Here is a 15,488-nt window from a genome sequence, read left to right as displayed (position 1 = left end):
CGCGTTACCCAAGCCGGCACGGATGTGCCGGCTTTTTTTTTGCCCGCCATCTGGCCTGGATCCCCCCTTATTGAGTGGATCCCGATGAGGGATCCTCCTCACAACTTCCACCAATTCCTCCTGTACAAATGTTATCCCGCTCACACTCCTGCTGAAACGGTTTAGCTGGCATATTGAGTCAGCTAAAGCGGTTTAGCTATCCTCAGCTCGTCAACAACAACAGAGCCCGGACGGGCGACAGAAGACAGGTGAGGACGATGACGATGTTCAAGAGCAAGTTGGCGCTGGCCGTGGCGCTGGGATTGGGAATGAGCAGCCCGCTGTGGGCGGCGGATGGTGGTATCGAAGCCAGGCTGGCGGCGCTGGAGGCGCGGGTGCAGGCAGCCGAGGCGCGCGCCACCGCTGCCGAAGCGCGGGCCGATGAGGCCCAGAGCAAGGCAAACGAAGCCCGCGAGACCGCCGTGGTTGCCAAGGCCCAGAGCGAGAAGGTGGACAAGCAGACCGCCGGGGCCCAGGGCTTCGAGTTCCACGGCTATGCCCGCTCGGGCCTGCTGGTGAACGGCAACGGCAATGGTGGCCGCGGCGGCCCCTACATCACCCCGGCCGGCTCGGTGGGCGGCGCCGTGGGTCGCCTTGGCAACGAGGATGACACCTACATGGAGGCCAACCTGCTGAAGACCCAGACCTTCGACGATGGCAGCTGGGCCCGCTACAAGCTGATGCTGGCGGACGGGGTGGAGACCAGCAACGACTGGACCGCCAGCGATTCCAGCCTCAACACCCGCCAGGTGTTTGCCGAAATCGGCGATCTGGCGAGCTTCAGCGGTCCTTTCCAGCACTCGGTGCTCTGGGCGGGCAAGCGCTTTGACCGGGACAACTTCGACATCCACTGGCTCGACTCGGACGTGGTCTTCCTGGCCGGTACCGGCGGCGGCGTCTACGACGTGCAGCTGGCCGACAGCTGGAAGGCGAACTTCTCCCTCTACGGGCGCGACTACGGCGACATCAGCGCGAGCGGTCTCTCCGACATCGAGAGCTACATCCTCACCATGAACAACCGCGTTGGCAACTGGCAGTGGATGCTGAACGGCCTCTCCGCCAAGGATAACGAGGCGCGCATCAACGACGGCGGCGCGGGCAGCGAAGCGGCGAACAAGGGTGCCCACACCCTGGTGGCCTACCACGCCGACAGCTTCTTTGGCATCAACCCCGGTTTCTCCAAGGCGGCGGTGCTGTATGGCCACGGTCTGGGTGCCGAGCTCAAGGGGCTGGGCTCCGACAGCGAGCTGCTGCCGGATGCCGATGCGGTGCGGGTCGCAGTGTTTGGCGCCACCGATCTTGCGCCCCGCTGGCGTGTGGCCCCGGCCCTGCTGGCCGAGCACAGCCAGGATCGTTACGTGAAAGGGGACGAGTACCGCTGGGTGACCCTCAATGGCCGCCTGGCCCAGGTGCTGAGCCAGAACGTCGAGCTGGTTTACGAGGCGACCTGGCAGTACATGGACCTCGATCCCAAGGGCTACAAGGGTCGTCAGGCGGTGAGCGGCGATTTCACCAAGCTCACCTTCGCGCCGACCTTCAAGGCGCAGACCGCCGGCTTCTTCGAGCGGCCCGAGCTTCGGGTGTTCGCCACCTGGATGGACTGGTCCTCCGAGCTCGACAACTACGCCAGCTCCGATGCCATGGGCCAGAGCAACTTCACCGCCGGGGGCGAGTGGAACTTTGGCGTGCAGATGGAAACCTGGTTCTAGTTCGTTATCCCGATCACAAAAATGGCAGGCGGCCCCGGGATCTGTTGGTTAGCTAAAACGGTTTAGCTGATAATGCGGACCCAGAACCCGGGGCTGACCCCGGCAAATCCTGTGCAGCAGTGGAGTAGCAACAAGGTGACGAATCGTGTGTGGGTAATGGGGGATGCGGTAGTGGACTTGATCCCGGAAGGGGAGCAGCACTACCTCAAATGTCCGGGTGGCGCACCGGCCAACGTGGCGGTGGGCGTTGCCCGGCTCGGCGGGGAGTCGGCTTTCATTGGCCGGGTCGGCGCGGATCCCTTCGGCCGCTTCATGGGGGAGACCCTGGCCAGGGAGGGGGTCGACATTCGCCACCTGATCCAGGATCCGGCCCATCGCACCAGCACGGTGCTGGTGGATCTCGATGACGCGGGGGAGCGCAGCTTCACCTTCATGGTGCGCCCCAGTGCCGATCAATTCCTGAGCCACGCCGATCTGCCGGTCTTCCAGGCCGGGCAGTGGCTGCTGACCTGCTCCATTGCGCTCGCCAACGAGCCGGTGCGCAGCAGTTGCCTGCAAGCCATGGCGACCATCCGTGCCGTCGGGGGGCGGGTCTGCTTCGACCCCAACCTGAGGCCAGAGGTGTGGGGCAACCCTGCCGAGATGCTGCCCGTGGTGCGCGAGGCCATGGCCCTCGCAGACGTGGTCAAGCTCTCGGTGGAGGAGCTGCAACTGCTGAGCGGTCTGGACGATCTGGCGGCGGGGCTTGCCACTCTTTCAGGCCCGGCACTGGTGCTGGTGACCCGGGGGGCGGGGGGCGTGGTGGCCCGTCTGGGTGGCGAGTTGCTGGAGTGGGTGGGGCCCAAAGTGACGCCACTCGATACTACGGGGGCGGGGGACGCCTTCGTCGCCGGGCTGCTGGCGGCCTTGGCCGAACGGACCTCGCTGCCGACGCTGGCCGAGCTGCCCGCCATTCTGGCTCAGGCCCACGGCTGCGGGGCGCTCGCCACCACCGCCAAGGGGGCGATGACGGCACTGCCCACCCGCACCCGGCTGGATGAATTTTTGCGATCAGGCGCAGACGGCTGTTGATCTGCGGCTAGAAGCCCGGCTCGACAGCCCCTACTCTCATGTGACAAGGGCCCGCCAGCGTGGCGGGTCATAAGAGGAAGAATATGAATATCAGCGCGATAGCCCAGGATCTGGTGCCCCTGCTCGGGGGCAAGGAGAACATCGTCAGCGCCGCCCACTGCGCCACCCGGCTGCGGCTGGTGCTGGCGGACGACAGCAAGGTGAACAAGGCCGCCATCGACAAGCTGGACGGGGTCAAGGGGTGCTTCAGCAACGCCGGCCAAATCCAGGTGATCTTCGGCACCGGTCTGGTCAACAAGGTCTATGCCGAGTTCGTGGCGCTGACCGGTACCGGCACCGCCAGCAAGGCGGAGCTGACCGACATGGCGACGGCCAAGCTCAATGTGGCACAGCGCCTGGCGCGGACCCTCTCCAACATCTTCGTCCCCATCATCCCGGCAATCGTCGCGTCCGGCCTGCTGATGGGGCTGCTCGGCATGGTGCGCACCTACGGCTGGGTCAACGCAGACAGCGCCCTGTTTGTGATGCTCGACATGTTCAGCTCGGCGGCCTTTATCATACTGCCCATCCTGATCGGCTTTACGGCGGCGCGCGAATTTGGCGGCAACCCCTATCTGGGGGCGACCCTTGGCGGCATTCTCACCCACCCGGCGCTGACCAACGCCTGGGGCGTGGCGGGTGGCTTCAAGACCATGGACTTCTTCGGGCTGGATGTGGCCATGATCGGCTATCAGGGCACCGTCTTCCCCGTGCTGCTGGCGGTCTGGTTCATGTCACATCTGGAGAAGCAGCTGCGCAAGCGCATCCCGGACGCCCTGGATCTGATCCTCACGCCGTTTCTCACCGTCATCATCACCGGCTTCGTGGCGCTGCTCTTTATCGGCCCGGCGGGTCGGGTACTGGGGGATGGCATCTCCTTTGGTCTGAGCGCCCTCTATGAGCAGGCGGGCTGGCTGGCGGGGCTGGTGTTTGGCGGCACCTATTCGCTCATCGTCATCACCGGCATCCACCACAGCTTCCACGCCATCGAGGCGGGGCTGCTGGCCAACCCTGCCATCGGCGTCAACTTCCTGCTGCCCATCTGGGCCATGGCCAACGTGGCCCAGGGCGGGGCTTGCCTCGCGGTCTACTTCAAGACCCGGGACGTGAAGATCAAGGCCATCACGGTGCCGGCGGCCATGTCCTGCCTGCTCGGCATCACCGAGGCGGCGATCTTCGGGGTCAACCTGCGCTACATCAAGCCCTTCCTGGCCGGTCTGTTTGGCGGGGCCTGCGGCGGCGCCTACGTGGTGGCGGCCAAGGTCGGCATGACGGCGGTGGGGCTGACCGGCATCCCCGGCATGGCCATCGTCCAGCCCATGAGCCTCATCCACTACGTCATCGGTCTGGTGATCGCCTTTGGCGCCGCTTTCGCCGCCTCCTACCTGCTCAAGTACAAGGTGGAGTGATGAAGGAAAGCCATCTCCTGAACCAGATTGTCCGGTCCCTGCTGGCCGGACAGCTCAAGGCGGCGGCCGATCCCCATCGGCCCCGCTGGCATCTGGCAGCCCCGGTGGGGCTGCTCAACGATCCCAACGGCTTCATCGAGTACGACGGGCGCTACCATCTTTTCTACCAGTGGAACCCGCTCGGTTGCGAGCACCGCAACAAGGGCTGGGGGCACGTCACCTCCACCGATCTGCTGCACTGGCAGCACGAGCCAGTGGCGCTGCTGCCCACCGAGGCCTATGAGAGCCACGGCTGCTATTCGGGCTCGGCGGTGAGCGACGAGCAGGGGCGTCTGACCCTCATCTACACCGGCAACGTCAAATACCCGGACGGCAGCCGCACCGCCTTCCAGTCTCTGGCCCGCGACGATGGACGGGGTGGTTTCGACAAGCTGGGCCCCGTGCTGGATCTGCCCCAAGGCTACAGCGGCCATGTGCGCGACCCCAAGGTGTGGCACGACGGCCAGCAGTGGCTCATGGTGCTGGGGGCCCGCACCCTGGACGATCGGGGGGAGGTGCTGCTCTATCGCGGCGACAGGCTGGATGCCTGGACGCTGGTGGGCCCCATCGCCGGCAGCGGGCGCGGCGGTCTAGGGGACTTTGGCTATATGTGGGAGTGCCCGGACCTCTTCCCCCTGGGAGATCGCCATGTGCTGATGAGCTGCCCCCAGGGGATTGCCCCGCAAGGGGAGGATTATCGCAACCTCTATCAGTGCGGCTGGCTGGCGGGCGATTTCGACGGCGAGCAGTTCGAGCACGGGGCCTTTCACGAGCTGGACAGGGGCTTCGAGTTCTATGCGCCGCAAACCACCCAAGACAGCCAGGGGCGGCGCCTGCTGTTCGGCTGGCTGGGGCTGCCGGAGGAGAACGAGATGAGCCAGCCGACCATCCCCTATGGCTGGCTCCATCAGATGAGCTGCCCGCGAGAGCTGTTCTGGCAAGACGACTGGCTCTGCCAGCGGCCAGTGGCGGAGCTCGCGGCATTGAAGGGGGAGCAGACCCGCTTCGAGGGGACGCTCGGTGAATTTCCGGGGCTGGCCATCGACTCGGCCTGGCTCGATCTGGCGCTTGGCGGTGAGGGCAGCCTCTGGTTTGGCGCCGTGGCCGAGCTGGTGTGGCAGCCGGGGCGCATCATCCTGCGGCGCCAGAACTGGCAGAGCGGGGAGTGGGAGGAGCGAAGCGCCCCCTGGCTTGGGGGCAAGATCACCGTCTTGTGTGACCGCTCCAGCCTGGAGTGCTTCGTCGATGGCGGGCGCCAGAGCTTGTCGACCCGTTACTTCCCCGGCGAAAACCCAGTACTTTCCGCACGTTGTGGTGGTGATGGCAGCAAAATTTGCCTCGATCACTGGCCGCTGGCGACCTGCCTAGTACAATAGCCCGGTCTCAGTTTGCCGGGAGGTCAGGTGGAGAAGAAGAAACGGATCACGATTGCCCAGATAGCCACGCTTGCGGGGGTCTCCAAGGCCACCGCCAGCCTGGTGCTCAACGGCAAGAGTGCGGAATACCGCATCGCCGACGATACCCGCAAGCGGATCCAGGCGGTGGCGGACGAGTGCCACTATCAGCCGAGCATCCACGCCCGCTCCCTGCGCGAGAGCCGCAGTTACACCTGGGGGCTGGTGATCCCCGACCTCACCAACTTCGGCTTCGCCAGCATCGCCCGTGCCCTGGAGGCCCGCTGTCGGGAGGCGGGGATCCAGCTGCTCATCGCCTGCTCCGAGGATGATCCCACTCTGGAGCAGCGGGTGGTGGACAACCTCATCAGCCGTCAGGTGGATGGCCTCATCGTCGCCTCCAGCGGCCACAGTGACGACATCTATGCCCGCATCCACGACCGCTTGCCGGTGGTGCAGCTCGACCGCCACATCGGTGAGTCGCGCCTGCCCATGGTGATCTCGGACGCCTGCAAGGCTACCGCCGAGCTGGTGCAGGATATGGCCGAGGATTGCGGGGAGGAGATCTACTACTTCGGCGGTCTGCTGGATCTCTCCCCCAGCCGCCACCGGCTGGCGGGTTACGAGCTCGGATTGCACCGGGCCGGGCTGGAGGCCACTTCAGACCGGGTCCGCCACCGTGACTACCAGCCGAGCTCGGGCTATCAGCTGATGTCTGAGCTGGTGGACGAACTCGGGGCGCCGCCGAAGGGGCTTTTTACCGCCTCCTTCACCCTGCTGGAGGGGGTGCTGCGCTACCTCAACGAGGCGGAACTGATGGAGACCGGCATGCGCCTGTGTACCTTCGACGATCACGATCTGCTCGACTGCATCCCCATGCGCATCGATTCCGTGGCCCAGGATTGCCCGGCCCTGGCCCGGGCCGCCTTCGAGATGATGCAGCAACTCATCGCGGGCAATCCCCCTGCCCAGACCGCCCAGGTCATTAACCCCAGGGTGCGCTGGCGCAGCCGCCGCTAGGCACACGGCTTCCCTTTCCTGTGAAAAAGCCCCGCCGGATCCGGCGGGGCTTTTTGTGCTGCGACTGGTATGAGGGCGTCAATCGGTAATGCTGGCCCGCCAGAAGATCTGCTTGATGTGAGGGTGCTCCCCGAGCGTGTTCATCAGGGCATCGAGCTTGGTGCCATCGATGGCGGTGGCGAGCAGCGCCGCCGAGATCTCGAGATCCTGATCGCCGAAGGGGGTGATGTCGAGCTCGCTCAGGGGGTAGTGGGCCTGCTCCAGCATCTGCTCGAGCCAGGGCAGTACCTCCTTCTGGTGAGCGCGGCCGATGAGAGCGGTCACGTGATAGGTCACTTCGGTGTCCATGTTGTCCACCGGGTCACGGTTTATCTGGTTGACCAGGGGGCGCAGCAGGGTGTTGGCGGCCAGCACGAAGAGGGCGCCGAGGATGGCCTCCAGGGCGAACCCGGCGCCGCAGGCGGCCCCGACCGCGGCCACGCCCCACAGGGTGGCCGCTGTGTTGATGCCCCGGATGTTGCCGGATTCCCGCATGATGACGCCGGCGCCGAGAAAACCGATGCCGGAGACGATGTAGGCCACCACGTGGACGACCCCGTAACTGCCGCCATGCAGGTCATAGATGCGCTGGGCCAGGTTGACGAACAGGGCCGCCCCCACGGCGACCAGCACGTTGGTGCGAAGGCCGGCGGTGCGCTGGCGGTACTGGCGCTCCAGGCCGACCAGACTGCCCAGCACGAAGGCGAGCAGCAGGCTGGCCAGGGTGTCGAGCAGGGCGAGAAAATCGAGTTGTTGCCACATTCTCATGAAGGGTCTCCTTCTGGGGATGCCGACCAGCCTTCGCCCCCGGGTTGCGTGAGAGACGGGGGGCAAGGTCGACATCGTGGTGAATGCAAGGGCGCGACCCGCCTCCTGACGGGGCGGGATGGCGCAGAACAGGGAAGAGGCCCTTCACGGTTGCCCGGGAAGGACCCGCCTCATTCGAGGGTCAATGGCTGGTGGTGGCGTCGTCCCCGGCGCGGGGGCGCAGTTCCCAGCGTACCGGGTGGACAGCCCCGACCTGGTGGATGAACTGCACCAGATAGCGGCGCTGGGGCGGCGTGCAGTAGAGGCTCAGCACCAGCACGCGGCCTTCACCGCGCCCGGGCTGCATGGACTGCAGAGGACTGAGTCCGGCCGGTTGCAGGGTGTGGCTCACCGCGGCCAGCACCTGCTCCATGTCGGCTCTGTCTTCGCAGCGGATGTGCAGCCGATAGAGGTGCTGACGCCGTCTGCCACGTTGCCAGAGTGGTCGCAGGCCCCGTCCCAGTCTGCTCAGCAGGGAAGGGGATTTGTCAGCGACAGGGTTGTTTGAAATCAAGCGCATAGCAGCCTCCTTTTGGGAAGCAGAAACTATGCAGGCAAGGTGTCGGGGGATGAGTCCGCGTCACCTGACGTCAAGTGTGAAAAGCGGGGAAAAGAGGGATCCACTTCTCGCAGGGTGGCGAGTCGCGGCAGAGAAAAACCTGCGGCTAGCTCGCGACCAGGGTGCCGACGACGAGGGCCGGCGTGCGTCTGTCACTTGATGAGTTGCCCACCGATGGTCTCCGCTAGTGATAAAGAGGCGACATGGTAGCCGATACGGCGGCCTGGGTAAACCCCGAGCCCTTGATAGCAACATATTGAAACATAATAAAAAAGAGATGAAAGCGCCGGTAAAGGGAGCGCTATTCCCTTCACCGGCGTGCCCTTGGGGGGTTACCGGGTCTTGTCGATGCCCAGGTATTTGAGCATCAGTTTTTCATAGATGGGTTCGGTGTCGCCCACCTGCATCTTGTGCAGGAAATACTTCTCGAACGCTATCTTGGCCAGGTGGACCCACTTCCCTTTCTTGAACCAGGCGACGTTGCGCGGCGGGATCTGCGGCATGGCCACGAAGGCGGCCCCTGTGTCCCCCATGTCCGCCAGACAGATGGCATTCCACACCGCCCGGGTGACCGGGGGCTGGCCGTCCAGCTCCGCCTTGATGTTGTGGCTTAAGGTGCGCACCATGGCCTCGATCATGTAGCCGGTCTTGGGCACCCCGGTCGGGACCGGCGTCTTGTGCTGGGGCGGGATGGCGATGCAGACCCCGGCGGCGTAAATCTGCGGGAAGACAGGGTTGCGCTGGTGTTCGTCGACGATGACGAACTCGCGGGGATTGACCAGCCCCTCGAGGCCCCGCAGGGGGCTGATGCCGGCGAAGGCGAGCAGCATCATGGCATGCTTGTAGGGGAGGCTGTGGGTGCGCTTGACGTTGCCATCTTCATCCAGCTCCTCCACCGTCATCACCCCATCCCTGGCCGTCACGGTGCGGGCATTGCAGATCCATTGCATGTCGCGCATGCGCAGCTCGCTCTCCAGCATGCCCTTGGAATCCCCCACGCCGTTGAGGCCGAGGTGACCGATGTAGGGTTCGCTGGTGACGAAGGTCATGGGCACGTCCTTTCTCACCTTCTTGTCGCGCAGGTGGCGATCGAGGATGAAGGCGTATTCGTAGGCCGGGCCGAAGCAGGAGGCGCCGGGCATGGCACCGACGATCACCGGACCCGGTTCGTCGAGCAGCCCGTTGACACTGTGCAGGCACTCCTCTGCGTGGGAGAGGGTGCAGACGCTGGCGGTGCCGCCCGCCGTCGGGCCCGCTCCCTGCACCTCTTCAAAGGCGAGTGCGGGGCCGGTGCAGAGCACCAGAAAGTCGTAGTGCAGGTGCTGGCCATCGGAGAGGCGGATCTGCTGTTCGAGGGGCTGCAACCCGGTCAGGGCGGCGTGGATGAAGCGGATCCCCTTCTTCTTCACATGAGGCTCTATGGGGAGGGAGATATCCTTGCGCTCTCGCCACCGGACCGCAATCCACGGGTTCGAAGGGTTGAATTCAAAGTCGGGTTTGTCGTTCACCAGGATGACGTCGTGCTGCTTGCCGAGTTCGGCCTTGAGCTCGTAGGCGGCCGACATGCCCCCCAACCCTGCCCCGATGATGATGATGGTTGCCATAATGAGCCTCCGCTCTATTACACGGCTCCTGTGAGCCAATATGTCCGCCTGCCTATTTGAGCCCCATTCGCCTGAGCACGGCGGCGGCGGGACAGACCCCGGTGAACGCGCTCTGGATCAGGTTGACCCCGACAAAGACGCTCAACCAGACAAAGCCCGGGTGGACCCAGGTCGTGAGCAGCAGCGACAGCAGCAACATGCCACCTGCGACCACTCTGACTCCGTTATCGATGGTCATTTCTCGTCTCCCTTTTGTTTAGTGATTGCTAATTTAGAGTTGTTTTATACAATAGAACAAATATCAGCAATTGCTAATTTAATCTTATGAGCCACTTCGACGAGATGAACCGACATGCGACTGCCGCCGCCGGCCTGCTCAAGGCGCTGGCTCATCCCGAACGCCTGATGGTGCTCTGCCAGCTGGTGGAAGGGGAGAAGGGGGTCGGGGAGCTGCTGGCCCACAGCCAGCTCGGGCAGTCGGCCTTCTCCCAGCAACTGTCGGTATTGAAGCGCCAGGGCCTTATCCGCTCGCGCAAAGTCTCCCAGCAGATCTACTACTCCCTGGTGAGCGAGGCGGCGGCCGATGTGCTGGCGGCGCTGCAAACCCATTTTTGTCACTCAGATGAGGAAATTCGATGATGGAAAGCCAATGGCTGCTCTCGTTGGGGGGCGGCATGCTGGCGGGGCTCTCGGCCCTGATCCTGATGTTGTTCAACGGCCGGGTGGCCGGGATCAGCGGCATTCTGGCCGGTGCAATGCAGTACAAAACCCCCTGGCGGGTGCTGTTTCTGCTGGGATTGGGACTGGGGGCCTGGCTGGCGCTGACCCTGGGTTGGGCCACCATGCCCGCCTTTGATGCCTTGCCCGGCTGGCCCGTGGTGCTGCTGGCCGGCCTGCTGGTGGGCATCGGCACCCGTCTTGGCAATGGCTGCACCAGCGGTCACGGCATCTGCGGCATGGGGCGGCTCTCCCTGCGCTCCATCGCGGCCACCCTCACCTTTATGGCGGCTGGCTTTATCACCGTCTTCGTCACTCATCATCTGCTGTAAGGGGTTGATCGTCATGGCATTGCTGACAAGTTTGCTCGCGGGTCTGCTGTTTGGCCTGGGGATGACCCTCTCCGGGATGATGGATCCGGCGCGGGTCACCGGGTTTCTCGATCTGGCCGGTGCCTGGGATCCCAGCCTGGCCTTCGTGATGGGAGGGGCCCTGGCTGTCTTCATGCCGGGCTACTTCCTGCTGGTGAAACCCCGTCGTCTGAGCCTGCTGGGGGAGCCCATGGTCCGGGTTCCCGCTCCCGTGCTGGATCGCCGCCTGATTGGCGGGGCTGCGCTGTTCGGGATCGGTTGGGGCCTGGTCGGCATCTGTCCAGGGCCTGCCTTGAGTCTCATTTCCAGCGGACAGCCCATGATATTGTTGTTCATCGGGGCCATGGCGGCCGGGATCCTGCTGGTGGACAAGGTCTGGAACAGGGTGCTGGAGAAGGCTCGCCAGCACCGTATTGCCTGAGTTTTCAAGGTGCCCATGAGCCAGGGAAGGAGAATCATGATGAACACAATCCGGTTGCTGGTGACCACCCTGCTGGTCATGACATCCACCCTGGTGGCGGCCGAGGAGGCCAAGGGGTCGCTGACGCTGACCCCGCAGCGCGTCATCGACTGGCTCACCCTGAGCGGTACCGTGAGCGCCATTCATCAGGGGACGGTCGCGGCCCAGACCAGTGGCCGCGTCTCCCGCATGCTGGTGGATGTGAACGATGAGGTACAGGCCGGGCAGCCCCTGCTCGAGATAAGCGGCAAGGAGCAATCTGCCGCCGTGACCGGCGCCGAGGCGCGGGTGGCCAGGGCCCAGGCCCAGCAGGTGGAGGCCGAGCGCCAGCTCACCCGTTATCAGGCCCTCATCGCCAAGGGGGTGATCACCCGGGCCCAGCTCGACAACGCCCAGGCAACGGATCGGGCCGCCCGCGCCGAGGTCAATGCCGCCGAGGCTGCCCTCATCCAGGCCCGGGAAGCCTACGGCTATACCCGTATCCTCGCCCCCTACGCCGGGGTGGTGACCAGGCGGCTGGTGGAGCTGGGGGAGACGGTGGCCCCCGGTACGCCGCTGCTATCCGGTTTCTCCCTGGGCGAGCTGAGGGTGGAGCTGGAGCTGCCCCAGTCCGCGCTGGCTCTCGCCGGCCAGCCGTCGGATGTGCAGGTGCTGCTGCCCGGTGGCAAGGCCGTGACTCCCGTCAAGCTGACCCGCTTCAACTACGCCGACAGCCAGAGCCACAGTTTCCGGTTGCGCCTCGATCTGCCGCCGAACACGGCAGGGGTGCTGCCCGGCATGTGGCTCAAGGTGCAGCTCAAACAGGGTGAGCGTCAGGTGTTGCAAGTGCCGCAGCCCGCCCTGCTGCGGCAGGGGGAGTTCAACGGCGTCTACCTCAAAGAAGGGGAAGGATGGGCCCTGACCCCGGTGCGGGTCGGCCACTGCGAGGCTGGGCTGTGCGAGGTCCTGGCGGGTCTCAAGGGCGGTGACACCCTGGCCCCCGATGCCTGGACCCGTCAACAGGAGGTGCCCCATGAGTAGCAAGCTGAACGACAACCATGGCCGCCTGGGGCCGGCGGGTCGGCTGGCGTCCCTGTTTCAGGGCTCGGCCATCACCCCGCTGCTGGCGCTGGTGGGGCTCTTGCTCGGCCTCTTTGCCGTGCTGGTGACTCCCAAGGAGGAGGAGCCCCAGATCGATGTCACCTTCGCCGACGTCTACATTCCTTTCCCGGGGGCCAGCCCGGCAGAGGTGGAGTCCCTCGTCACCACCCCTGCCGAGCAGGTAGTCTCCCAGATAAAGGGGATAGATACCCTCTACTCCTTCTCCCAACCCGATGGTGCCCTGCTGGTGGTGGTGTTCAAGGTGGGGGTGAGCCGGGAGCAGGCCATCGTGGATCTCAACAACCAGCTCGACTCCAACCGCGACTGGTTGCCACAGGGGATCGGAGTCGGTCAGCCACTGGTGAAACCCAGGGGGATAGATGATGTTCCCATCGTCAGTCTGACCTTATGGAGCAAAGATTGGAGCAAAGAGGGGAGCAAGCAGCTGGAGGCCCCCGATCTGACCCGGGTCGCCCACGAGCTGGAGACCGAACTCAAGCGCATTCCCGGTACCCGGGACATCTACAGCCTGGGGGGCCAGCGCGCCGTGCTGCGGGTGATGCCGGACCCGGCGGCCCTCAGCGCCCATGGCATCAGCTGGGGCGAACTGAGCCAGCGTCTCTCTGCCGCCAACAGGGTGGGCAGCGAACAGGCCGTGGTGCAGGATAACCGGGAGATCAAGGTGCAGGTGGGGCAGTTCCTGCAAAGCGAGCAGGAGGCCCGGGAGCTGGTGGTAGGGTTGCACGACGGCAAGCCCGTCTATCTCGGTGAGGTGGCCCGGGTGGCGCTTGGGGAAGAGACCCCGGTCCAGCGCAGCTGGATGGGGCAGGGGGATCGCAGTTATCCGGCGGTGACCCTGGCCATCGGCAAGCAGCCCGGCCAGAACGCGGTCGAGGTGGCCAAGCGGGTGGAAGAACGGGTCGAGAGCCTCAAGAATCGACTCATCCCGGCTGGCGTCGAGGTGACGGTGACCCGTGACTACGGCGTCACCGCCGAGACCAAATCCAACACCCTCATCGGCAAGCTCATTTTTGCCACCACGGCGGTGGTGCTGCTGGTGCTGGTGAGCATGGGTTGGCGCGAGGCGCTGGTGGTGGGGGTCGCCATCGTCATCACCCTGGCGCTGACCCTCTTTGCCAGCTGGGCGTGGGGCTTTACCCTCAACCGGGTGTCCCTCTTTGCCCTTATCTTCTCCATCGGCATCCTGGTGGATGACGCCATCGTCGTGGTGGAGAACATCCACCGTCATCGCGGTTTGGGCAAGGGGTCCCTCAAGGATCTCATTCCGGGCGCGGTGGACGAGGTGGGGGGGCCGACCATACTGGCGACCCTGACCGTCATCGCGGCCCTGCTGCCCATGGCCTTCGTCAGCGGCCTGATGGGCCCCTACATGAGCCCCATTCCCATCAATGCCAGCATGGGGATGCTCATCTCCCTGCTGGTGGCCTTCATCTTCTCCCCCTGGCTGGCCAATCACCTGCTCAAGCGCGAGGGGCATGTCGCCCACGGGGAGGTCAAGGCCGGGCTCTTTCACCGGCTGATGACTCCTTTCCTGATCGGTGATGGCGCCAAGCGCGCCAGACACAAGCTCTGGCTGGTCATTCTGCTGCTGGTGGCGGGGGCGGCCGCCATGCCCATGGTGCAGTGGGTGGTGCTCAAGATGCTCCCCTTTGACAACAAGTCGGAATTCCAGCTGGTGCTCGACATGCCGGAGGGGGCGACCCTGGAGCAGACCGAGCGCACCCTGCTGGCGGTGGGTCGGGAGCTCGCCAGGGTGCCCGAGGTGAAGGATTACCAGATCTACGCCGGCACCGCCGCCCCCATCAACTTCAACGGGCTGGTGCGCCACTACTTCATCCGCAGTGGCGCCAACGTGGGGGACATCCAGGTCAATCTGGTGGACAAGCATGAACGGGATCGCAGCAGTCACGAGATTGCCCGGTCGGTGCGTGCGCCCTTGCAGGCCATCGCCAGCGCGGCAGGGGGCAATCTCAAGGTGGTGGAGGTGCCCCCGGGACCGCCTGTCTGGTCGCCCATTGTCGCGGAAGTGTATGGTCCGACGCAGGCCGCCCGTGAAGCCGCTGCCCGCGCCGTACAGGCCCGCTTCGTGGCCACGGCGGATCTGGTGGACGTGGACATCTATCTGACCGACCCTCAGCCCAAGTGGCGGCTGGTGGTGGATCGCGCCCAGGCGGCCCTGCTCGGGGTCGATCTCGGGGATCTGGTGGCGACCCTCAATGGCGGGGTGGGCTATCAGGATGCGAGCTGGCTGCAGGGGCAAGGCGCCAAGTATCCGGTGCCGATCCGCATCGAGCTCGCCCCCGGTGACAAGCGGGATCTGACCGGCATCCTGGCTCTCAAGGTGCGCAGCCAGAGCGGCCAGCTGGTGCGGGTCTCCGAGCTGGTGAGCCGTCGTGACGAGGTGGCCCCCAGCTACCTCATGCACAAGAACATGCAGCCCATGGTGATGGTGGTGGCTGACATGGACGGCCATGCCGACAGCCCGCTCTACGGCATGTTTGCCGCCGGTGCCGACATCTCGCTGCCACAGTATTACGTGCATCAGCCCGACAAGCTGGGGGAGGTGGCGCTGTTGTGGAACGGGGAGTGGAAGATAACCTACGAGACCTTCCGCGACATGGGGCTGGCCTACGGAGTGGGGATGATCCTCATCTACCTGCTGGTGGTGGCCCAGTTCCGCTCCTATCTGGTGCCGCTCATCATCATGGCCCCCATTCCGCTCACCCTCATCGGGGTGATGCCGGGTCACGCCCTGCTGGGGGCCCAGTTCACCGCCACCTCGATGATCGGGATGATCGCGCTGGCCGGGATCATCGTGCGCAACAGCATCCTGCTGGTGGATTTCATCGAGCAGCAGCGGGCGAGTGGCATGGCGTTCGAGCAGGCGGTGATTGCGGCGGCGCAGGTGCGGGCCAAACCCATCATGCTGACGGCGCTGGCGGCCATGATAGGGGCGCTTTTCATCCTGGATGACCCCATATTCAATGGCCTCGCCATCAGCCTGATCTTCGGGATCCTGGTTTCCACCCTGCTCACCCTGGTGGTGATCCCGCTGCTCTACTACAGCCTGCTTGTGCGCCGAAGTCAGAGGTAAACACAGGGGGCCAATG

Annotated in this window: 14 protein-coding genes; 10 read left to right on the top strand and 4 right to left on the bottom strand. The window is 64.9% G+C overall.

All coding sequences use genetic code 11. The annotated features are described in order from the left end of the window. Positions 1 to 257 precede the first annotated feature (257 nt). The 5 genes from C3F36_RS03410 (at position 258) to C3F36_RS03390 (ending at position 6,720) form a co-directional block, all read left to right on the top strand. A complete protein-coding gene (locus tag C3F36_RS03410) occupies positions 258 to 1,748 on the top strand; it encodes a carbohydrate porin (protein WP_080944225.1) in 1,491 nt (496 codons plus the stop codon). 111 nt (positions 1,749 to 1,859) lie between these two features. After that, entirely contained in the window at positions 1,860 to 2,819 is a 960-nt protein-coding gene (locus C3F36_RS03405) for an aminoimidazole riboside kinase (protein ID WP_104455995.1), read from the top strand. Positions 2,820 to 2,902: 83 nt separating this feature from the next. Continuing rightward, complete coding sequence (locus tag C3F36_RS03400; protein WP_104454472.1) at positions 2,903 to 4,267, top strand: sucrose-specific PTS transporter subunit IIBC; 1,365 nt, start codon at positions 2,903 to 2,905, stop codon at positions 4,265 to 4,267. Continuing rightward, positions 4,267 to 5,682 (top strand): glycoside hydrolase family 32 protein, encoded by a 1,416-nt coding sequence (locus C3F36_RS03395; protein ID WP_104454471.1) that lies wholly within the window; start codon positions 4,267 to 4,269, stop codon positions 5,680 to 5,682. The genes C3F36_RS03400 and C3F36_RS03395 overlap by 1 nt, the downstream gene beginning before the upstream one ends. Positions 5,683 to 5,709: 27 nt before the next feature. Next, a complete protein-coding gene (locus C3F36_RS03390; RefSeq protein WP_104454470.1) occupies positions 5,710 to 6,720 on the top strand; it encodes a substrate-binding domain-containing protein in 1,011 nt (336 codons plus the stop codon). A 78-nt stretch (positions 6,721 to 6,798) separates the two neighbouring features. Here C3F36_RS03390 and C3F36_RS03385 read toward each other — a convergent pair whose 3' ends face one another. The 4 genes from C3F36_RS03385 to C3F36_RS03370 form a co-directional block, all read right to left on the bottom strand. Continuing rightward, positions 6,799 to 7,527 carry an MgtC/SapB family protein gene (locus tag C3F36_RS03385; RefSeq protein WP_041213246.1) on the bottom strand — a complete coding sequence of 243 codons (729 nt, stop codon included), beginning with the start codon at positions 7,525 to 7,527 and terminating at the stop codon, positions 6,799 to 6,801. A gap of 181 nt (positions 7,528 to 7,708) precedes the next feature. After that, a complete protein-coding gene (locus tag C3F36_RS03380) occupies positions 7,709 to 8,086 on the bottom strand; it encodes a hypothetical protein (RefSeq protein ID WP_039039228.1) in 378 nt (125 codons plus the stop codon). A 371-nt stretch (positions 8,087 to 8,457) separates the two neighbouring features. Then, positions 8,458 to 9,729, bottom strand: coding sequence for an NAD(P)/FAD-dependent oxidoreductase (locus C3F36_RS03375; RefSeq protein ID WP_104454469.1), 1,272 nt, complete (start codon positions 9,727 to 9,729; stop codon positions 8,458 to 8,460). A 52-nt stretch (positions 9,730 to 9,781) separates the two neighbouring features. Next, entirely contained in the window at positions 9,782 to 9,967 is a 186-nt protein-coding gene (locus C3F36_RS03370) for a YgaP family membrane protein (protein WP_104454468.1), read from the bottom strand. An 86-nt stretch (positions 9,968 to 10,053) separates the two neighbouring features. Here C3F36_RS03370 and C3F36_RS03365 point away from each other — a divergent pair, with 86 nt between their 5' ends. The 5 genes from C3F36_RS03365 to C3F36_RS03345 are packed head-to-tail and all read left to right on the top strand — an operon-like array spanning position 10,054 to position 15,472. Next, positions 10,054 to 10,368 (top strand): ArsR/SmtB family transcription factor, encoded by a 315-nt coding sequence (locus C3F36_RS03365; RefSeq protein WP_039039225.1) that lies wholly within the window; start codon positions 10,054 to 10,056, stop codon positions 10,366 to 10,368. After that, positions 10,365 to 10,778, top strand: a complete 414-nt coding sequence (locus C3F36_RS03360; protein WP_199769660.1) for a YeeE/YedE family protein — start codon at positions 10,365 to 10,367, stop codon at positions 10,776 to 10,778. The genes C3F36_RS03365 and C3F36_RS03360 overlap by 4 nt, the downstream gene beginning before the upstream one ends. 13 nt (positions 10,779 to 10,791) lie before the next feature. Next, positions 10,792 to 11,238, top strand: coding sequence for a YeeE/YedE family protein (locus tag C3F36_RS03355; protein ID WP_199769659.1), 447 nt, complete (start codon positions 10,792 to 10,794; stop codon positions 11,236 to 11,238). A gap of 39 nt (positions 11,239 to 11,277) precedes the next feature. Further along, positions 11,278 to 12,297, top strand: a complete 1,020-nt coding sequence (locus C3F36_RS03350) for an efflux RND transporter periplasmic adaptor subunit (protein WP_104454466.1) — start codon at positions 11,278 to 11,280, stop codon at positions 12,295 to 12,297. Then, complete coding sequence (locus C3F36_RS03345) at positions 12,290 to 15,472, top strand: efflux RND transporter permease subunit (RefSeq protein ID WP_104454465.1); 3,183 nt, start codon at positions 12,290 to 12,292, stop codon at positions 15,470 to 15,472. The genes C3F36_RS03350 and C3F36_RS03345 overlap by 8 nt, the downstream gene beginning before the upstream one ends. The last annotated feature ends 16 nt before the right edge of the window (positions 15,473 to 15,488 follow it).

Origin of the sequence: Aeromonas sp. ASNIH2 (assembly GCF_002934795.1) — a bacterium.
Taxonomy (GTDB): Bacteria; Pseudomonadota; Gammaproteobacteria; order Enterobacterales; family Aeromonadaceae; genus Aeromonas; species Aeromonas caviae.
Note: the sequence above shows the minus strand (reverse complement) of the source record. Positions and strands in the feature narration are given on the sequence as shown.